Consider the following 18,823-nt stretch of genomic DNA (forward strand, 5'->3'; position numbering starts at 1 on the left):
AATGACCTATTCGTTAAACTGGGACCTCGATTCGCTCTTTAGTGGCGGCATCCACTCGGCCCAGCTCAAAGCTAAATTCACGCAACTCAAAACTGACACCGCATCGCTTGGCGACCTGCTCGACCGCTGGGACGCCGCTAGTGACGCCCCCGACTTCCCCCAATTCCGCAAGCTGATTACCCAGCTGCAGGCCATCGAAGCCGGCATCGGCCAGGCCGGTCTCTTCATCACCGCCGTGGGGTCGGCCGACATCCAGAACCCCGACGTCGCCCCGATGGAAGCTCGGCTCCAGACGCTGAGCACCCAGGTCAAGACGGTCAGCGACAAGCTCGAAAAGGTCCTGGTCCAGGTTCCCGATAAGACCTTTACCGCGATGCTGGCCCAGCCCGACCTGCAACCCATCGCCTTCAACCTGACCGAGATGCGCGACGAGGGCAAGGAACTGCTCGACGACAAGACCGAGAATCTGATCAACCAGCTCAACCTCGACGGCAAGTCCGCCTGGAGCAGTCACTACGACTCCCTGGTCGCCACGGTCAGCGTCCCGTTCCACGACGCCAGCGGCAACCCGGTCACCTTGTCGGCCGGCCAAGCTGATAACAACCTGCTGGGCAACGCCGACCCGACCTACCGGGCACACCTGTTGCCCGCCTGGGAAAAAGCCTGGACGGATAAGGAACAGCTTTTCGCCGACACCTTGAATCACCTGGCCGGCTTCCGGCTGACCGAGTACAAGGCCCACGGCATCGACGACTTCCTACAGGAACCCCTGAAGCAGAACCGGATGAGCGCCCAGACGCTCAAGACCATCTGGCGGGTCGTCGACGACAACAAGCAATTCTTACTCGACTACCTCGACCGTAAAGCCGCGTTGCTGGGCAAGAAGCACGCCGGATGGCAGGACGTCGAAGCACCCCTGAATCTGCCCGGCAGTCAGGAGCACCACTTCACCTTCGACGAGGCCGCGGCCTTCATCATCAAGCACTACGGGGAGTTTTCCCCGAAGATGGCGGCCCTGGCACAACACGCCTTCGAGCACCGCTGGATCGAGGCCGAGGACCGCGCGGGCAAGGCCCCGGGCGGCTGGATGGAAAGCGCCCCGGAGACCGACGAGTCGCGGATCTTCATGACCTTTACCGGCTCCCCCAACGACGTGTCGACCTTGGCCCACGAACTCGGGCACGCCTTTCACTCCAGCGTCATCGGTGACTTGCCGTTCCTGCGGCAGGGCTACGCGATGAACGTGGCGGAGACCGCCTCGACCTTCGGGGAGCTCATCGTGGCCGACGCCAACGTCAAGGCCGCCACCAGCGACGCGGAAAAGATTTCACTGATCAACGCCAAGATGGACAACCCGGTCGCGATGTTCCTCAACATTCGGGCACGCTTCCTCTTCGAAACGCGCTTCTACCAGCTCCGGCAGAAGAAGCTGGTCACGCCGGCCGAGCTCAACGAACTGATGCTCAACGCCCAGAAGGAAGCCTTTGGCCACGACCTGTCAACCTACTCGCCCCACCTCTGGGCCAGCAAGCTGCACTTCTACATCGACGAACCGGCCTTCTACAACTTCCCGTACGTCTTCGGCTACCTCTTCAGTCTGGGCATCTACGCCAAGGCCCAACAGACCGGGAACTTCGAGGATCAATACATCGCGCTGTTGCGGGACACGGCCAACATGTCGACCGAAGACCTCGCCCAAAAGCACCTGGGCGTCGACCTGACCCAACCCGACTTCTGGTTGAACGGCGTGGCGCTGATCAAGCGCGACGTCGCCGAGTTCATGCGCCTCACCGATCCGTTGGTCAAATCGGCAAATGGCCGGTAAGCCCTAACGGAGCGTGGTATAATGGATTTAGTGAATAAAACCATTAGTAAAGTGGGTGAGTAGATGTTTCCGGAACGACTTCGGGCATTACGGCGCGGCCAGCACATTACCCTTGAGCAACTGGCGGCCGGTTTGAATCAACAGACCTCGGAAACCGACGAGGACGATCATCAGAATACGGCCTCCCAGATTGGTAACTGGGAACGGGGCGTGCGGACGCCATCGTTCATCGAGATCCGTAAATTAGCGGAGTACTTCGACGTGACCATGGACTACCTGGCGGGGAAAACGGAACGGGACGCCTACGACTTAGGCCGCCTGTTTCTCTCCGGCAAGCAGCTCAGCTTTAACCGTGAGGTCCTCAGCGGCCGCGACCGCTACGAGATCTACCAGCTGATCGACGGCTACTTGCACGGCAAGGAACACCGCGGGACCGAGACTCAGCCCAACCAACAAGAAGAATTGGACTTACATTTGGACGATCATTAATTTTATGAAGGTCGGTTGGTCAGAACGCCAGCCGACCTTTTGGTTTGACACGAAAGGAGCGCTATCCGTGAATCCACGTAAACTCAAGCAACTCAAAAAGAGCTTTCGGCACCAGCCGTTAGCCCAACAAAAAACGGCCTACATCGACCGCATGACCGCGTATTATCAAGAATTTACCGAATACCCGGCCATCAAACTGCTCATCAGCAACGTCCTGCTGGCCGATAAGATGCTGGCGGCGGGCGACCTGCCGCAACAGCTGCCCCTGCTGCAGTTGCCGGACAACAGCGAGGACCTGATCTACCAGAACCTCAACCAGAAGTTTCCTAAGGGGGACCCGGTCGGCGACAAGCTCTGGGACAAGCTGATCGCCGCTCTGCCCCACCTGGACCACGACCTGCGCTACTTTCGCGACTACCTCGAGGAACACTACGGCATGTGGGCCTACACCCCGCGGCCGTTCATCAGCGACCTGGCCGACTTCGTGGGTGACCGGGCCGTGTTAGAGGTCATGGCCGGCAACGGCTACATTTCTAAAGGCCTGCGGGACGCTCACAAGACCGTCTACGCGACCGACAGTCAGACCTGGACCAGTGAGAACGAGACCGGGCGCCATCCCCTGACGGCCATCGAACCACTGAGCGCGCTCGACGCCTTCCACAAGTACCAGGATCAGGTCGGGGTGGTCGTGATGTCCTGGTCACCCGACGGCCTGCCACTGGACTGGGAGCTATTGCAGGCGATTCGCCAAGCGAACGCCCAGGTCGACTTCGTGGTCATCGGCGAGCCGCACGGTGCCACCGGGTCGGCGGCCTTCTGGGATAACGCCGAGTTCATCGAGAACGCGGACACCCGCCACCTCAACCGCCACTACACCGCCATCGACCTCATCAAGGACCACGTGTTCCTGGTGAAATAGCGGTTCACGTGGTTAGCACGGAAAAAAACATCGGTAGGGCGACAAATCCACCGTTTTATGAGTCCCTCGCAGGACACATAAGTGAGTCATAAAATTCAATACGACCGTAAAAAGCGGACCGAGATGGTCATCATCATCTCGGCCCGCTTTTTTGCTAATTAAACCGTTGGCCCCATGTTTCCCAGGACGTAGCAGAACAGAACCCCCACCACAAAGGCACTGACGACCACCACGTAGATGGTCCGCATGGCGCGCACACCCGGGGCCGCGTGGTTCGTGCCCGCCGTACTGCCAGCGGTGGCGATGGCCACCACCAGCAACAGCACGAAGAAAATCAACGGTAAGCCATTCGTCAACATACTCTCAACTCCCCTAACCGTTATTTCGCCCATATTATGTGGCCAAACGCCGATTAGGGTGTCATGAACGCTCCCGTTTTCCCGTCTTTGACGCAAGCTTATCCTTTGCTTTAGAATTTTCGCCCAACAAACTGGTTATCAGTGACCATTCAACACGTCAAATTTCCTATTAAAATTTTCCACAAAAAAAGGCCCTCAAGGATCGAAATCCCTGAGGGCCTTTTACGGTAGCCGTTAAACTTACGCCTAACGGGATTTATTTTGGAATCCACATTCCCGCAAAATCATGCACGTCACAAATCCGGTGACATCTGTGCCCTACCATCAAAAATTCACCTAGCCGCTTGCGCAGAAGTTATTGGCGAACCAATAACCCGTGATTTCTCGACTCATCGCATAAAAATATCATACCATCCTGCCGCTCACAATGCAAGCTGCTGGTCATTTTTTCGTTGTCTTGCGGGTCGTGGTCTTCCGCGTAGTCGTCGTTTTCTTCGCCGGCGCCTTCTTAGCAGCCGGCTTCTTGGTCGTGGTTTTCTTCGCTGCCGGCTTCTTAGCCGTCGTCTTCCGCGTGGTCCGCTTGGCCGGGGCCTTCTTGGTCGCCGGTTGCGTGACGGTCGCCTGCGGCACATCGGTCTGGGCCGCATTTTCGGCCGCCGTCTGCAGCTTGTCGATTTGCAGCGCTAACCAGTCGTGCAGGCTCTGGTCGGCCGTGGCCGCCTGCTCCACGTAGGTGGTCGCGGGCGCCAGCGCGTCGATCCGCAATCCCGAGGCGTTGAGCCCCTCCGCTTCCATCACCGCGTAGACGTTGAGCGGTGCGGTTTCCTCGACCGCCATGATTTTGGCAATCGTCTTACTGTCCTGCAGGGGCAGGTTGATGACGCTGAGCTCCAACCGAACGGACACACCGGCGTCGCTGAGGATCAGCTCGGCCTGCGCCAGGTGGTCGGCGTTGATTTGGTCCCGCATAAAGGCCGCTAACGGCGCCATCGTCGCGTCTGGATCGGCGTAAAAGTCGGCCTGCGTCGCTGTGGTCTGGAAGTGTTGCACCTCGTCATTTTCCACTGCCTCGATAAAGCCTTGAATCTGTCGTTCCATCAAATCACCTCGTCTTAATTCCCGAACCGGCGGCGATCACGCGCGTCGCGTTCGGCCTTCCGGAGCCGTAATGCCAAGACCAGCCAGTAGCAGTTCGCCACCAGCAGGCCCGCACCAAAGAGAATCATGACCGCCCGAATGACCAGGGTCGCGTGGCTAAGCGTCACCATGTTGATGATCATCCCGATGACCCCCAGCGAATAGATCACGATGACCAGGCCCATCAGATAAAACGACGGTTTCCAGTCCAGGGCCGCTAGAATAATGGGGATAGCATATAGGATGACGGCAATCAGCGTGGACTTGCCAAAGTCGCCGCCGGTCGTCCCCGGAATCTTGACAAACGATAGGCCCATCAAAAAGTTGATGACCAGAAAACCAACCAGGGACACAACGGCCCACGAAATAACGTTACGATCTCTCATCTTTAATAAACTCCTCAATAAATGAAAAGGCGCAGTCAACCGACCACGCCTTCAAGTCAATTTCAAATTCTATTCTAACGTATTCCCTGCCGAAAATCAGTAGGAAACCAGAAACTCCGCGAAACTAGTCGACCAATAAGTCGATGACGGCCTGCGTGTCGATCCCGTTAAAGTACAGTTGGGTGTTCACGCTGTTCAGCACGGCGCCCACGTGTTCCTTGTCGTAGCGCACGCCTTCCAGCTTGTCGGCTAACTCGGTCACGTCGCTCGGGCCAAAGAAGTCACCGTAGAACTTGATGTTCTTGATCTTCCCGCCGTCGATCTGTAACCGCGCGTCGATGGTCCCGAAGTCGAAGTGCTTGCGCTTCTTGACCGTGAACTCTGGGGAATTGCCGTAGACCCAGTCCCAGTTGCTGTAGTACTCGTTGTAGATCTTGTCGATGGCGGCCTTTTCGTCGTCGTTGATGACGACCTTCTTGTCGGCAATCGCATCGAGGTTATCCACGTGGAAGAGTTCCTTCAACAGGGTGTCCCGGAATTCCGGCACCGTCAGGTTTTGGTATTCGGGTGCCAGGTACGGCTTCAGGTTCGTGACCCGTGAACGGACGGACTTGATCCCCTTGGACTTGATCTTGTCGGCGGGCACGTTCAGGGCGTCCGCGATGACGTTTTGGTCCACGTCGAGCATCAACGTCCCGTGGGAGAAGGTCTTACCGCTGTGGGAGTACATGGCGTTCCCGGAGAACTTCTTGCCGTCGACTAAGATGTCGTTCCGGCCAGAAACTTCGGCGTCCTTGGCCCCCATGGCGTGTAAGGCGTCCACGATGGGTTGGACAAAGGACTTGAAGTCCCCGAATTCTTCGCTATCGCTGTCGACCACGAAGCTGAAGCACAGGTTGCCGAGGTCTTGGTAGACCGCACCGCCCCCGGATAACCGCCGGGTCACGGTGATGTTATGTTCTTCAACGTACTTCTGGTTGATTTCTTCCAACGTGTTTTGGTTCCGGCCCACGATGATGCAAGGCCCTTCGTAGTAGAAAAGTACCAGTGGTTCGTCGAACTTTTTGTTGTTCATTAAGTATTGTTCGGTGGCAAGATTATGCCGAATATCGTGTGATTCCATGGCGTACCAATACATACCAAAAACCCCTTTCAAATTAACCAACCCGCCGGTGCGGCGACTAACCTGGTCGTCGTTACCGGCTAATTAAAATGATAGCACGCATTGGAAACGATTACAATTAAGCTTCCAAAATCCCCGCCCTTTCCCGCCAACTCGCCATAAACATCGTTTTGAAACCGATTTGAATTCAACTGGTTACAACCCCCACTAAATTTATCAAGTAGGTGTTCTTCACCCGCTCCACGCCGGCGAGCAAGATGGTCGTGGTGGGCACGATTCCGGAGCCCTGAAACCCACAGGTCTCCAGAGCTCGGCCTTGATGTAGGCCGGGAAAAGACCCCGGCCAACATCAATTTCACCACGACCATCAAGTCGCCTCTGTTCCGCTCAGACTGGCAATTCGTGGCAACTTAACGCGGCTACATTGGCCGCTTAACCGATCAAAGTGATGACCATCATGACGTGTTGTTAGAGATGGTTAATCGCTCGACCTTAGGTGATTCAGGCTAATACTAATGGCAGTCATTGCTAGTTAAATCCACCGTATGAACTTGCATCAAACGCTCATCCAAAGAACGGGCTAACGGCCGCGGCTGGAATCGATTATTGAGACGAGTTAAGGCTGGTTACCTAACGCTCATCAGTTGAAATGGTCATGGCCCATTTAGCACCGTGACGGCGGCGTTTTTCCCCGTGGTGAAATGATTGTTAGTCAGCGTCTTTTGCTGGCTTACAATCAGGCCGAGTTCCGGAAACTCGCGGACTTGGCAAGGTTTCGGAATCGTGCCCACCTCGGGGAAATGAAGCCGCCGTCACGGTGCGGCAGTTGTCGCCAAGTCGTGCCGGGGACGTTCCAGTCCGTTTCTGACCGACCGGTAGGCACTAGCCCCACCATCTTGCTCGCCGGCGTGAAGCGACTATTCTCCACCCAACTTCAAATCGCTCACTATCTACGCTTGATTTAACGATCTATCGCATCAAAAAAGACGGCCACCGTCGCCGGTCGTCGTCTGATAGTCACCACTTAGGGTGGCCGGGTGATGCTTAATGGTGACCGTAATCACCATCCCGTTTCTACACCTTTAGTATACCCGCTTTCCGATCAAACGTCAGGAAAGACGCTTAGGCCTGGTCATCCTGTTGCCGCTTGATTAGTTGACGGAAGTAACCGTGACTGTGCAGATCCCGCTTGAGGTCCGTCATCGTGAATTGATGATAGAAGCGGCGGTAATCCTCATCGGCAAACGTAAACAGGTCGGTCAGCGTTTGCGAAATGTTGGCGGAAATGTCCGTGCTGTCGCTGACCTTGGCCCCCTTGGAATCTCCCGTAATGAACCGGGCGTAACTAATCGTGGGCGGAATCGTCAAATCGTACAGTTCGCCGACGTTGATGTCGTCGAGGTTGCGGATCAATTGATACCCCCCGTTTTTCCCAACGGACCCTTCAATGTACCCTTGCTTATGCAATACCGATAAGATGTTGCGGATCATGACCGCATTCAATTGTAAAGAAGTTGCCAATTCACGGCTCGCAATTTTACGGGGACGGTTCTCGTCGAGGTAAAGCAAACTGTGCACCGCAACGGAAAAGTCTAGTCTCATCCTTCAGTCCATCGCTTTCGAATTTTTCTATCGTTATAGCTATAATACCACACTCTGTTGACCAAATCGTAATCGTTTTCAAAAGGACTCATCATTCTCTCATTTTACATCTTGTGTATAAATTTACAATTAGTTGCATGTCTTAATCACTTAGCCCCCTCGTTTGATAAGAAAATTGGCCAACTATTTTCATCCAAGCCGAAATGATTCTTATTTTTTGGTGAAGCTGGCATGATTGATTTAACAATTTTTAAGGGGAATTTCTAAGAGATTCTCTCGGGCAGTTCTTAGCCCGTTGCCCCTTAATCCATCAACCTTGCCAGTTATCAAAAATCGGATGATTATTAAATTAATACATGAATACCCATTAACATCTTAGCGATTCAATAGTTCATAAAATGAGAAAAAGATTAGAAAGTGAGGGGATTTTAGTGACGAACACTTCGGATTTTTTAGACATCAAGGACGTCAGCACCGCCTTTAAGATCGACGGGCACTTTTACGACGCCATTTCGCACATTAATCTCCAGGTCCACCACGACGAGATCTTAGCCATCGTGGGCGAGTCCGGCTGTGGCAAGAGCACCCTCGCCACGACCATCATGGGGTTACACGACCCCCACGAGACCCGGATCTCCGGTGAGATCGACTTCGAGGGGACCAACCTGTTAGCGCTCGACGACGCCGGCTTCAACCGGTTTCGCGGCGCCAAGATCGGCATGATCTTCCAGGACCCGCTGTCCGCGTTGAACCCGCTCAAGCGCATCGACGACCAGATCAGCGAGGTGCTGGACTACCACACCACCCTCTCCAGCGACGAGAAACACCACCGCGTCTTGGAGCTGCTGGACCAGGTCGGCATCGTCAACCCCGCCCGGACCGCGCGGCAATTCCCCCACGAACTCTCCGGGGGAATGCGCCAACGGGTGATCATCGCCATCGCCATCGCCTGCAAGCCGGACCTGATCATCGCCGACGAGCCGACCACCGCGCTGGACGTGACGATTCAGGCCCAGATCCTGGACGTGCTGCGGGCCATCCAAAAGGAAAACCACGCCGGCATCATCCTGATCACCCACGACTTGGGGGTCGTCGCCGAGACGGCCGACCGGGTCGCCGTGATGTACGCCGGCCAGATTGTCGAGCAGGGCAGTGCCGAGCAGATCTTTAACCAGCCCCAGCACCCCTACACCCGCTCGCTCCTGCGGTCGATGCCGCAACGCGACGACGAGAACGACGACCTCTACGTGATTCGCGGCAACGTGCCGTCGCTCCAGAAGATGCCCCAGACCGGGGACCGCTTCGCCCCGCGGATTCCGTGGATTCCCGCCGACGCCCACGAGGCGCAGCCGACCATGCATCAGGTGGCCCCGGGGCACGAGGTCCGCTGCACCTGTTACCAACATTTCTACTTTCCAGACCGAACCACAAAGGGGCGTGTCGCTAAATGAACATCATTGAAATCAAGAATTTAAAGGTCCACTACCCCATCCGTTCGGGCTTCTGGAACCGGATCACCGACGAGGTCCCGGCGGTGGACGGCATCAGCTTCAACATCCGGGCCGGCGAGACTTACGGCCTGGTCGGGGAATCCGGCTCGGGCAAGTCGACCACCGGCAAGTCCGTGGTCGGCCTCGAAAAGGTCACCAGCGGATCGATCCTGTATAAAGGAAAAGACATCACCAAAAAGGAGAACCGCCGGCGCCTCGACTACAACCGCGACGTGCAGATGATCTTTCAGGACTCCCTGTCGAGCCTGAATCCCCGCAAACGCATCGAGGACATCATCGCCGAGCCGCTGCGGAACTTCGAGCATCTAAGTAAAGAAGACGAAAAATTACGGGTCCTGCAGCTGCTGGACATCGTGGGCCTCGACGCCGACGCGCTCTACAAGTACCCCCACCAATTCTCCGGGGGGCAACGGCAACGAATCGGCGTGGCCCGGGCCGTCGCGACCCATCCCAAGCTGATTGTCGCCGACGAACCGGTGTCCGCTTTGGACCTGTCCGTGCAGGCTCAGGTGCTCAACTTCATGAAGCGCATCCAGCGGGACTTTGGCATTTCCTACCTGTTCATCTCCCACGACCTGGGCGTGGTCCGGCACATGTGTCAAAACATCGCCATCATGAACCGCGGCCGGCTGGTCGAGATTGGGACCCGGGACGACATCTATAACCACCCGCTGCACATCTATACCAAGCGCCTGCTGGCCGCCATCCCCGAGACCAACGTCGACCAACGCGCCGCCCACCGGGCCTCGCGGTTGGCCGTGGAACAAGTCTACCAGGATGAGCAGGCCACCTACTACGACCACGACGGCAAGGCCTTTCCACTGGTGGCCGTCTCACCGACCCACTCGGTGGCCTTGCCCGAGAAGCTCGCGCAACAATTGGCCCAAGCGGAAACGAAAAGGGAGGCGCAGGCCTAATGTGGAAAACCATTCTACGACGGATTCTCATCATGATTCCCGAAGTCATTATTTTAAGTATCCTGGTCTTCCTGCTGGCCAAGGCCATGCCCGGTGACCCGTTCACCGGGTCGATCAACCCTAAGGCCGACCCCGCGCAGATCCATCACCTGATGAAGATCAACGGGTTGTACGACCCCTGGTACCAGCAATACTGGAACTGGGTCGTCCACCTGTTCCACGGGAACCTGGGACAAAGTTATCAGTACCAGGAACCGGTCACGCGCTTGATCGCCGGTCGGGCCACCAACACGCTATGGTTGGCACTGGTCACCATGGTGCTGACCTACGCCATGGCGTTGCCCATGGGGGTCTTCGCCGGCCGGCATGAGGGCAAGTTGCCGGACACGGTGATCCGGGTCTACACCTACGTCACCTACTGCATCCCCTTCTTCGTCATTTTGGTCTTGGGGATCTGGGTCTTCGGCTACGTGCTGGGGTGGTTCCCGACCACGGGGTCCATTGCCACGGACGCCAACGGCTGGTTGCAAACGATTGGCTCGCGTTTCTACCATATTTTGTTACCAGCCATCCTGGGGGCGCTGTTCGGCACCGTCAACATCGTGCAGTACCTGCGTTCCGAGGTCATTGACGCCAAGCATTCCGACTACGTGCGGACTGCACGGGCCAAAGGGGTGCCTAGTAAGGATATTTACCGTCATCACATTTTTCGGAACTCCTTATTACCCATCGCGGCGTTTGCGGGGTATTCTATCACCGGATTGTTGAACGGGTCCATCTTCACCGAGACCGTCTTCTCGTATCCCGGCATGGGACTCCTGTTCATCAACTCGATCAGTTACCGGGATTACACCGTCATCACGGCGTTGGTCCTGATCTACGGGATTTTGAACCTGTTGGGGACCCTGCTTTCGGACATCATCCTCAGCGTCGTCGATCCCCGGATCCGGATTGAATAGGAGGTCGCACTATGGCAGAAAATTTTAACCAACATTCAGACATTTCCGCGGCCGACCTCACCCGCCTCTCGCAGGAAGCTAAAGCCGAAGCCACGCCTTCCACCGCCCGCATCATTTGGGACGAGTTCAAGGCCGACAAGCCGGCGCTGGTCGCCCTGGTCGTGGTCGTCGGCTTCATCGCCTTCGTGATGATCGCCTCCCTGTTCATCGACACACCCAAGATGATGGAGACCAACATCATGAACTACTTCGACCGCCCCGGCACCAACGGGCTGTGGCTCGGCGCCGACTCGGGGGGCCGCTCCGTCGCCCAACAACTGATCGTCGGGTCGCGGAACTCCATCGGTATCGCCATCGGCCTGACCGTGATTTCCTCGACCTTCGGGATCTGCTGGGGGCTGATCTCCGGTTACTACAACGGCTACGTCGACTGGGGCATGCAACGGGTCTACGACTTCATGATGATGCTGCCGATGACCATGATGATCATCGTCTTAGTCACCATCATCCCGCACTACAACGCCATCACGCTGACGCTGATCTTCTCCATCTTCTACTGGGAAGGCACGTCACGGCTGATCCGGTCGCGGACCCTGGCCGAGTCGGAGAAGGACTACGTCGCCGCGTCGAAGACCTCCGGGACCAGCAACCTGAAGATCATCTTCCGCGAGATCATGCCCAACATCTCATCCCTGATCATCGTCGACACCACGTTGTCCTTCGCCGAAAACATCGGGGTCGAAACCGGGCTGTCCTACCTGGGCTTCGGCCTGCCGACCCAGACGCCGTCACTCGGGACCATGATTGCCAACGCCAACGACCCCAACAACATCACGCAGTACTGGTGGACCTGGTTGCCGGCGGCCTTGGAAATCATCATCCTGTGTCTCTCAATTAGTTACATTGGCCAAGTCATCCGGCGCGCCGCCGACAGTTCCCAACGTCAAGGTGCGGCTGACTAGGTCCGGTGGTCCGCTACGCCGAAGCGCCACGACCACGACCCATTAACCTGTTTATCTAAAAAAGTTGACTTCATCATTTGAGGAGATGGTGCCACCGAGTTCGTGTCTTACCACGTCATACCAGCCCCGATTCCTGAGGAGAGATCCTGACTGGCATACCGTCATGGAATTACCAAGGGGGAAGATTTATGGTCAAAAAGAAGCTTGTTTTATCAGCGATGGCGGTTCTCGCAACGTTAAGCCTCGCTGCCTGCTCGAACAAGAGCAGTTCATCGTCTAGCAGCACCGCACCGACTGGGGCCTCGGTCAAGTTGTCTGAAAGCTACGACAACACCGCGGCCGTCAGCCAGGCGGCGAACAAGGGGACGTTAAAGGTCGCCGAAGCCAACAACTCGCCGTTCCAAGGGATCACCGACCCGGCGTTAGCCTCTAACGCCGAGGATACCGACGTCTTCGCACCCGGTGGCGGGGATAACCTGTTCAACGTCGACAAGAACTACAAGATTGTCAACGGTGGGCTGGCGAACCTGAAGCTGGACCGGGCCAACAATACCGCGACAATCACCTTGCGGAAGAACGCTAAGTGGTCCAACGGGATGCCGGTCACCGCGAAGGATGTCGAGTACCCGTACGAAGTTATCGGGAACAAGAACACGACGTCGCAACAATTCTCGTCGGACTTCAACGATATCCAAGGGATGGCGGCCTACCACGCTGGCAAGGCCAAGACCATTTCCGGGTTCACTTATCCGAATGGTCAAAACGGCCGGACGACCGTGATTCACTTTGCCCACGTCACGCCTAGCATGCAGTACAGCGGCAACTCCTTCATGTGGGCGGCCGTTGAACCGTACGAGTACGTCAAGAACGTGCCGATTGCTAAGCTGGCAGCTTCCACGCAAGTTCGGAAGAACCCCATCTTCACGGGGCCTTACAAGCTGAACAAGTTGGTCGAAGGTGAATCGACGACCTGGGTTCCGAACCCGTACTACTACGGTAAGAAGCCACAGATCAAGCACATCAGCATCAACGTGGTTTCCAGCAACAACATCGACAAGGCCGTTCAATCCAAGAAGTACGACTTCGTCACCGGTGGTCTGGAAGGAACCGACTACAACGAACTCAAAGGGTTGAAGAACTACCACATGATTGGAAGTCCAGCCTTGAGTTACGACTACTTTGGTTTCAACTTAGGGTACTTTGACACCAAGACGGGCGAAAACGTCATGGATCCAAAGGCCAAGATGGCCAACAAGAACCTGCGTGAAGCCATGCTCTACGCACTGAACCTGGACCAAGTCGCCAAGAAGTTCGGTTACGGCATGACGTGGCGTGCCAACACCTTGATTCCACCAGTCTTCAAGCAGTACTACAACGCATCTGAAAAGGGCTTCCCACTGAACATCAAGAAAGCCAACCAGTTGCTGGACAAGGCTGGGTACAAGAAGCAAGGCAAGTGGCGGGTTCAACCAAACGGTAAGCCATTGACCATCTACTTCGGTGCCATGACCGGGACGTCCGCCCAAGCTGCGGAGTACCAAGACTACCTGCAACAGTGGCACAAGATTGGGTTGAACGTTCAATTAGTCGGTGGTAAGACGATGGAAATGAACAGCTTCTACTCCACGTTACAAGCGCCTAAGCAAAACAAGATCGACGTTTGGGCCGGGGCATGGAGCGTTTCATCCGAACCAACGCCGACCCAGATCTACGGGAAAGACGCGACGTTCAACATGGGACACTTTGTTTCCGCGAAGAACACGCAGTTAATGAACGAAATGAACAGTAACAAGGCTTGGAACCAAAGTTACCGGATCAAGGCCTTCAAGCAGTGGCAAACGTACATGAACCAACAAGCCGCTGTGGGACCAGATTCCTTTAGCTACGCTTGGGCACCTGTCAACAAGCGGGTCAAGGGTTACAACATCAACCCAGCCAACAATGAGTTCTGGAGCAACTTGTCGCTGACCTGCCCACACGTTCAATGATGACCGCTTTTTAGATAAACCGAACGCCGACACATTCTCTGGAGTGTGCCGGCGTTTTCGTGTGTCTTGAGTGATTTAAGCGGACCCGCAAAGAGACCGAAACTGCCTAGACTGATGATCACCATCGCTTCACGCCGGCGAGCAAGCTGGTTACGGCTGGTCGTTGTCAGGCGCCACTCCGCCGAGCAAGATTCCTGAGGTGGGCACGACTTCGAAGCCCTGAAGCCCACAGGTCTCCGAAGCTCGGCCTTGATGTAGGCCGGGAAAGGACCCCGACCAACATCAATTTCACCACAGGAATCAAGTCGGCTCCGTTCTGCTAGTCAGTTGGGATTTGCCACCATGACCGTTCTGCCACATAGTATCGGATTGTTGCCATCACACATCCTATTAGTAGTTGGTATGGCGCAACAACGGTGTGGCTGAACGGTCGCCACTCACAAAACAACGTGCAGGTAGAGCATGAATTGTGCAGCAAATACAACGACTTCTCGCCTTGAAAAGGCTTGTGTCGACTAACCACACTCGTGACCATTTCGAGACTGATAGCGACCTTGATTAAAAATGCTTGTATGAATGACAGGTGGTTCCCCACAGCTCAAATAACCGTAACATGCTGCCCAGTTGTCCCGTTGGTTGCCGGTCAACGTAGGTTGTTAGCGGAACAGAGGCGACTTGATGGTCGTAGTGAAATTGATGTTACCTGGTGTTTCTCAGCCAGGTTACATCAAGGCCGAGCTCCGGAGACCTGCGTTTTTTTGCAGGGCTTCGGAGTCGTGCCCACTACGACCATCTTGCTCGCCGGCGTGAAGCGAGGTGTACCCGCCTACCCCCTCAATACAATTTGTGTATAAGAAATATACAGCTAAATTAATATCGTTTGCACCGTTTATAAAGCGCTTTCACAAACTAACTGGGCCGGTCAGCGGGCTAGACGGTTGGCTCCCAAGCTCTCCCGCGTTTGGAATTAGCGCGTTCGTTAACTTTTTCGAATCTTTTTGGGAACGGTGGGAGCCCCGGCAGGCCGGTGATTATGAAGAGTTTATGAATAAGTTGAGAGGAAATTTCTAATAATAGGGGTTGAAAATGAGAATTTGATTAATTATAATCAACTTCAGTTAATATATTAAGCGATTTTGAATACAGTGAAACGCCGAGTTAATAAGTTCCACTAACGAATGAGAGATAAATTAGAAAATGGGGGAATTTCCGTGGAAAACGCAACGAACTTTCTGAACATCAAGGACGTCAGCACGGCCTTTAAAATCAACGGCCATTTCTACGACGCCATTTCTCACGTGAATCTCCAGGTCCACCACGATGAAATCTTAGCCATCGTCGGCGAATCCGGCTGTGGGAAAAGTACGTTGGCCACGACGATCATGGGGCTCCATGATCCAGCTGAAACACAAATTTCCGGGGAAATCGATTTTGAAGGCACCGACCTCCTGAAGCTCAGCGACGACCAGTACAACGATTACCGGGGCGCCAAGATCGGCATGATCTTCCAAGATCCCCTGTCCGCGCTGAACCCCTTGAAGCGCATCGAGGACCAGATCAGTGAAGTCATGGACTACCATTCCGACTTATCTAAGGAAGAAAAGCACGCCCAAGTCTTAAAGCTGCTCGATGAAGTCGGTATTGTGAATCCGCAACGGACCGCGCACCAGTTCCCCCACGAGCTCTCCGGGGGGATGCGTCAACGGGTCATCATCGCCATCGCGATTGCCTGCAAGCCCGACCTGATCATCGCCGACGAGCCGACCACCGCGTTGGACGTGACGATTCAAGCCCAGATCCTCGACGTGCTGCGGGCCATCCAAAAGGAAAACCACGCCGGCATCATCCTGATCACCCATGACCTGGGTGTCGTCGCCGAGACGGCCGACCGGGTCGCCGTGATGTACGCCGGTCAGATCGTCGAACAAGGGACCGCGGCGCAGATCTTCAACACGCCGGAGCACCCCTACACCCGTTCCCTGTTACGGTCGATGCCGCAACGGGACAACGAAAACGACGACCTCTACGTCATCCAAGGCAACGTGCCTTCCCTGCAGAAGATGCCCCAGACCGGGGACCGTTTCGCGCCCCGGATTCCGTGGGTCCCCGCATCGGCCCACGAGGAACACCCGACCATGCATGAGGTGTCCCCGGGTCACGAGGTGCGCTGCACCTGCTACCAGAACTTTCAATTTCCAGACCAAGTACAGAAAGGAAGCGTGACTGAATGAGCTTAGTTGAAATCAAAGATCTGAAGGTCCACTACCCGATTCGTTCTGGGTTCTGGAACCGGGTCACCGACGAAGTGCCCGCCGTGGACGGCATCACCTTTAATATCGAGGCCGGGGAAACCTACGGCCTGGTCGGCGAATCCGGTTCCGGCAAGTCGACCACCGGTAAATCCGTGGTCGGCCTCGAGAAAGTCACCAGCGGGTCGATCCTCTACAACGGTCAGGATATCACCAAGAAGGAGAACCGGCGCAAGTTGGACTACAACCACGACGTCCAGATGATCTTCCAAGACTCCCTCTCCAGCCTGAACCCCCGCAAGCGGATCGAAGACATCATCGCCGAACCCCTGCGGAACTTCGAACACCTGAGTAAGGAAGACGAAAAGTTGCGGGTCTTACAACTCTTGGACATTGTTGGTTTGGACGCTGATGCGTTGTACAAGTACCCCCACCAATTCTCCGGGGGCCAACGGCAACGGATTGGGGTCGCCCGGGCCGTCGCCACGAACCCGAAGCTGATCATCGCCGACGAACCCGTGTCCGCGCTGGACCTGTCCGTGCAGGCGCAAGTCCTGAACTTCATGAAGAAGATTCAACGTGAATTTGGCATTTCTTACTTATTTATCTCCCATGACTTGGGGGTCGTTCGTCACATGTGCAACAACATCGCCATCATGAACCGCGGCCGGCTGGTCGAAATTGGTACGCGAGATGATATCTACAACCATCCCCTACATATCTATACGAAACGCCTGCTCGCCGCCATCCCCGAGACCAACGTCAACCAACGGGCCGCGCATCGCGCCTCCCGCCTAGCCGTCGAAGAGGTCTACCGCGAACAACAAGACAAGTACTACGACAGCGAAGGCAAGGCTTACCCCTTAGTCGCCGTTTCCCCGACGCACCAAGTCGCCTTACCCGAAGCCATCGCTAAGCAGTTAGCCCAACAGGAAAGCGAGGTGCAGGCCTAATGTGGAAAACCATCCTCCGGCGGGTCCTCATCATGATCCCCGAAGTCATCATCCTAAGTATCCTGGTCTTCCTGTTAGCCAAGGCCATGCCCGGTGACCCCTTTACCGGGTCGATCAACCCCAAGGCGGACCCCGCCCAGATTCATCACCTGATGAAGATCAACGGGTTATATGATCCTTGGTACCAGCAATACTGGAACTGGGTCGTCCACCTGTTCCACGGGAACCTGGGGAACAGTTACCAGTACCAAGAACCCGTCACGCGGCTGATTGGCAGCCGGGCCGTCAACACCCTGTGGCTGGCCCTGGTCACCATGATCCTGACCTACGCGTTGGCCCTGCCAATGGGGGTCTTCGCCGGCCGGCATGAAGGCAAGCTGCCCGACACGGTCATCCGGGTCTACACCTACGTGACCTACTGCATCCCGTTCTTCGTCATCCTGGTCATCGGCATCTGGATCTTCGGGTACGTGCTGGGGTGGTTCCCAACGACCGGGTCCATCGCCTCGGACACCAGCGGTTGGTTGAACACCATTGGGTCGCGCTTCTACCACATCATGTTGCCCGCCATCTTGGGAGCCCTGTTCGGGACCGTCAACATCGTGCAATACCTGCGGTCCGAAGTCATCGACGCCAAGCGCTCCGATTACGTGCGGACGGCGCGGGCCAAAGGGGTCCCGAGCAAGGACATCTACCGGCACCACATCTTCCGGAACTCCCTGTTACCCATCGCGGCGTTTGCGGGCTACTCCATCACCGGGTTACTGAACGGGTCGATCTTTACCGAAACCGTCTTCTCTTACCCCGGCATGGGACTACTCTTCGTGAACTCAATCAGTTACCGGGACTACACGGTCATCACCGCGCTGGTCCTGATTTACGGGATTTTGAACTTACTGGGGACCCTGCTCTCGGATATCATCCTGAGCATCGTCGACCCACGTATTCGGATTGAATAGGAGGCCGTTACCTTATGGCAGAAAATTTTAACCAACATTCAGACATTTCCGCGGCCGACTTAAATCGACTCACGCAAGAAGCCAACGCCGAAGCCACGCCTTCCACCGCCCGCATCATCTGGGACGAGTTCAAGGCCGACAAGCCCGCCATGGTGGCCCTGGTCATCGTGGTCGGCTTCATCGCCTTCGTCATGATCGCCTCGCTCTTCATTAATACCGATAAAATGATGGAAACCAACATCATGGATTACTTCAGTGCCCCCGGCACCGGTGGCCTGGTCCTCGGGGCCGACTCCGCTGGTCGCCCCATTCTCCAACAATTAATCGTTGGCTCCCGGAACTCTATCGGCATCGCCTTAGGGCTGACCGTGATTTCCTCGACCTTCGGGATCTGCTGGGGCCTCATCTCCGGTTACTTTAACGGCTACATCGACTGGGGCATGCAACGGGTCTACGACTTCATGATGATGCTGCCGATGACCATG

At 55.8% G+C, this 18,823-nt stretch carries 17 protein-coding genes; 12 read left to right on the forward strand and 5 right to left on the reverse strand.

Features of this window, described 5'->3' with window-relative positions:
* Position 1 precedes the first annotated feature (1 nt).
* From FD37_RS08115 to FD37_RS08125, 3 genes are all read left to right on the forward strand, one after another.
* Entirely contained in the window at positions 2-1,825 is a 1,824-nt protein-coding gene (locus tag FD37_RS08115; RefSeq protein WP_056964688.1) for a M3 family oligoendopeptidase, read from the forward strand.
* A 63-nt stretch (positions 1,826-1,888) separates the two neighbouring features.
* Positions 1,889-2,314: a helix-turn-helix domain-containing protein gene (locus FD37_RS08120; RefSeq protein WP_045806243.1), complete on the forward strand. Its 426-nt coding sequence runs from the start codon at positions 1,889-1,891 to the stop codon at positions 2,312-2,314.
* 67 nt (positions 2,315-2,381) lie between these two features.
* Positions 2,382-3,233 (forward strand): hypothetical protein, encoded by an 852-nt coding sequence (locus tag FD37_RS08125; RefSeq protein ID WP_056964848.1) that lies wholly within the window; start codon positions 2,382-2,384, stop codon positions 3,231-3,233.
* A gap of 158 nt (positions 3,234-3,391) precedes the next feature.
* Here the strand turns inward: FD37_RS08125 and FD37_RS08130 are convergent, their stop codons facing one another.
* The 5 genes from FD37_RS08130 to FD37_RS08150 form a co-directional block, all read right to left on the reverse strand.
* Positions 3,392-3,592: a hypothetical protein gene (locus FD37_RS08130; protein ID WP_056964690.1), complete on the reverse strand. Its 201-nt coding sequence runs from the start codon at positions 3,590-3,592 to the stop codon at positions 3,392-3,394.
* A gap of 441 nt (positions 3,593-4,033) precedes the next feature.
* Positions 4,034-4,690 carry a hypothetical protein gene (locus tag FD37_RS08135; RefSeq protein ID WP_225436343.1) on the reverse strand — a complete coding sequence of 219 codons (657 nt, stop codon included), beginning with the start codon at positions 4,688-4,690 and terminating at the stop codon, positions 4,034-4,036.
* Positions 4,691-4,704: 14 nt separating this feature from the next.
* Positions 4,705-5,115, reverse strand: coding sequence for a hypothetical protein (locus FD37_RS08140; protein WP_045806240.1), 411 nt, complete (start codon positions 5,113-5,115; stop codon positions 4,705-4,707).
* A gap of 124 nt (positions 5,116-5,239) precedes the next feature.
* The gene (locus FD37_RS08145; protein ID WP_045806239.1) at positions 5,240-6,253 is read right to left on the reverse strand and encodes a lipoate--protein ligase; all 1,014 of its coding nucleotides are present in this window, start codon (positions 6,251-6,253) and stop codon (positions 5,240-5,242) included.
* 1,107 nt (positions 6,254-7,360) lie between these two features.
* The gene (locus tag FD37_RS08150) at positions 7,361-7,840 is read right to left on the reverse strand and encodes an RrF2 family transcriptional regulator (RefSeq protein ID WP_045806238.1); all 480 of its coding nucleotides are present in this window, start codon (positions 7,838-7,840) and stop codon (positions 7,361-7,363) included.
* A gap of 398 nt (positions 7,841-8,238) precedes the next feature.
* On the opposite strand from FD37_RS08150, the gene FD37_RS08155 reads away from it, so the two are divergent.
* From FD37_RS08155 to FD37_RS13170, 9 genes are all read left to right on the forward strand, one after another.
* Positions 8,239-9,291, forward strand: a complete 1,053-nt coding sequence (locus FD37_RS08155; protein WP_045806237.1) for an ABC transporter ATP-binding protein — start codon at positions 8,239-8,241, stop codon at positions 9,289-9,291.
* On the forward strand, positions 9,288-10,268 hold the full coding sequence (locus FD37_RS08160) for an ATP-binding cassette domain-containing protein (protein ID WP_056964693.1): 981 nt from the start codon (positions 9,288-9,290) through the stop codon (positions 10,266-10,268). The genes FD37_RS08155 and FD37_RS08160 overlap by 4 nt, the downstream gene beginning before the upstream one ends.
* On the forward strand, positions 10,268-11,227 hold the full coding sequence (locus FD37_RS08165) for an ABC transporter permease (RefSeq protein WP_056964695.1): 960 nt from the start codon (positions 10,268-10,270) through the stop codon (positions 11,225-11,227). The genes FD37_RS08160 and FD37_RS08165 overlap by 1 nt, the downstream gene beginning before the upstream one ends.
* Before the next feature lie 11 nt (positions 11,228-11,238).
* Positions 11,239-12,189 carry an ABC transporter permease gene (locus FD37_RS08170; RefSeq protein ID WP_045806234.1) on the forward strand — a complete coding sequence of 317 codons (951 nt, stop codon included), beginning with the start codon at positions 11,239-11,241 and terminating at the stop codon, positions 12,187-12,189.
* Positions 12,190-12,377: 188 nt separating this feature from the next.
* The gene (locus FD37_RS08175; protein WP_045806233.1) at positions 12,378-14,177 is read left to right on the forward strand and encodes an oligopeptide ABC transporter substrate-binding protein; all 1,800 of its coding nucleotides are present in this window, start codon (positions 12,378-12,380) and stop codon (positions 14,175-14,177) included.
* A 1,178-nt stretch (positions 14,178-15,355) separates the two neighbouring features.
* Positions 15,356-16,408: an ABC transporter ATP-binding protein gene (locus tag FD37_RS08180; protein ID WP_045806232.1), complete on the forward strand. Its 1,053-nt coding sequence runs from the start codon at positions 15,356-15,358 to the stop codon at positions 16,406-16,408.
* Entirely contained in the window at positions 16,405-17,379 is a 975-nt protein-coding gene (locus FD37_RS08185; RefSeq protein WP_045806231.1) for an ATP-binding cassette domain-containing protein, read from the forward strand. The genes FD37_RS08180 and FD37_RS08185 overlap by 4 nt, the downstream gene beginning before the upstream one ends.
* Entirely contained in the window at positions 17,379-18,338 is a 960-nt protein-coding gene (locus FD37_RS08190; protein ID WP_056964697.1) for an ABC transporter permease, read from the forward strand. Before FD37_RS08185 ends, FD37_RS08190 begins: the two co-directional genes overlap by 1 nt.
* Before the next feature lie 14 nt (positions 18,339-18,352).
* On the forward strand, positions 18,353-18,823 hold a 471-nt coding region (locus FD37_RS13170; protein WP_476738450.1), incomplete at its 3' end, for an ABC transporter permease family protein.

The sequence above is a fragment of the Levilactobacillus spicheri DSM 15429 genome (assembly GCF_001435095.1).
Classification (GTDB): domain Bacteria; phylum Bacillota; class Bacilli; order Lactobacillales; family Lactobacillaceae; genus Levilactobacillus; species Levilactobacillus spicheri.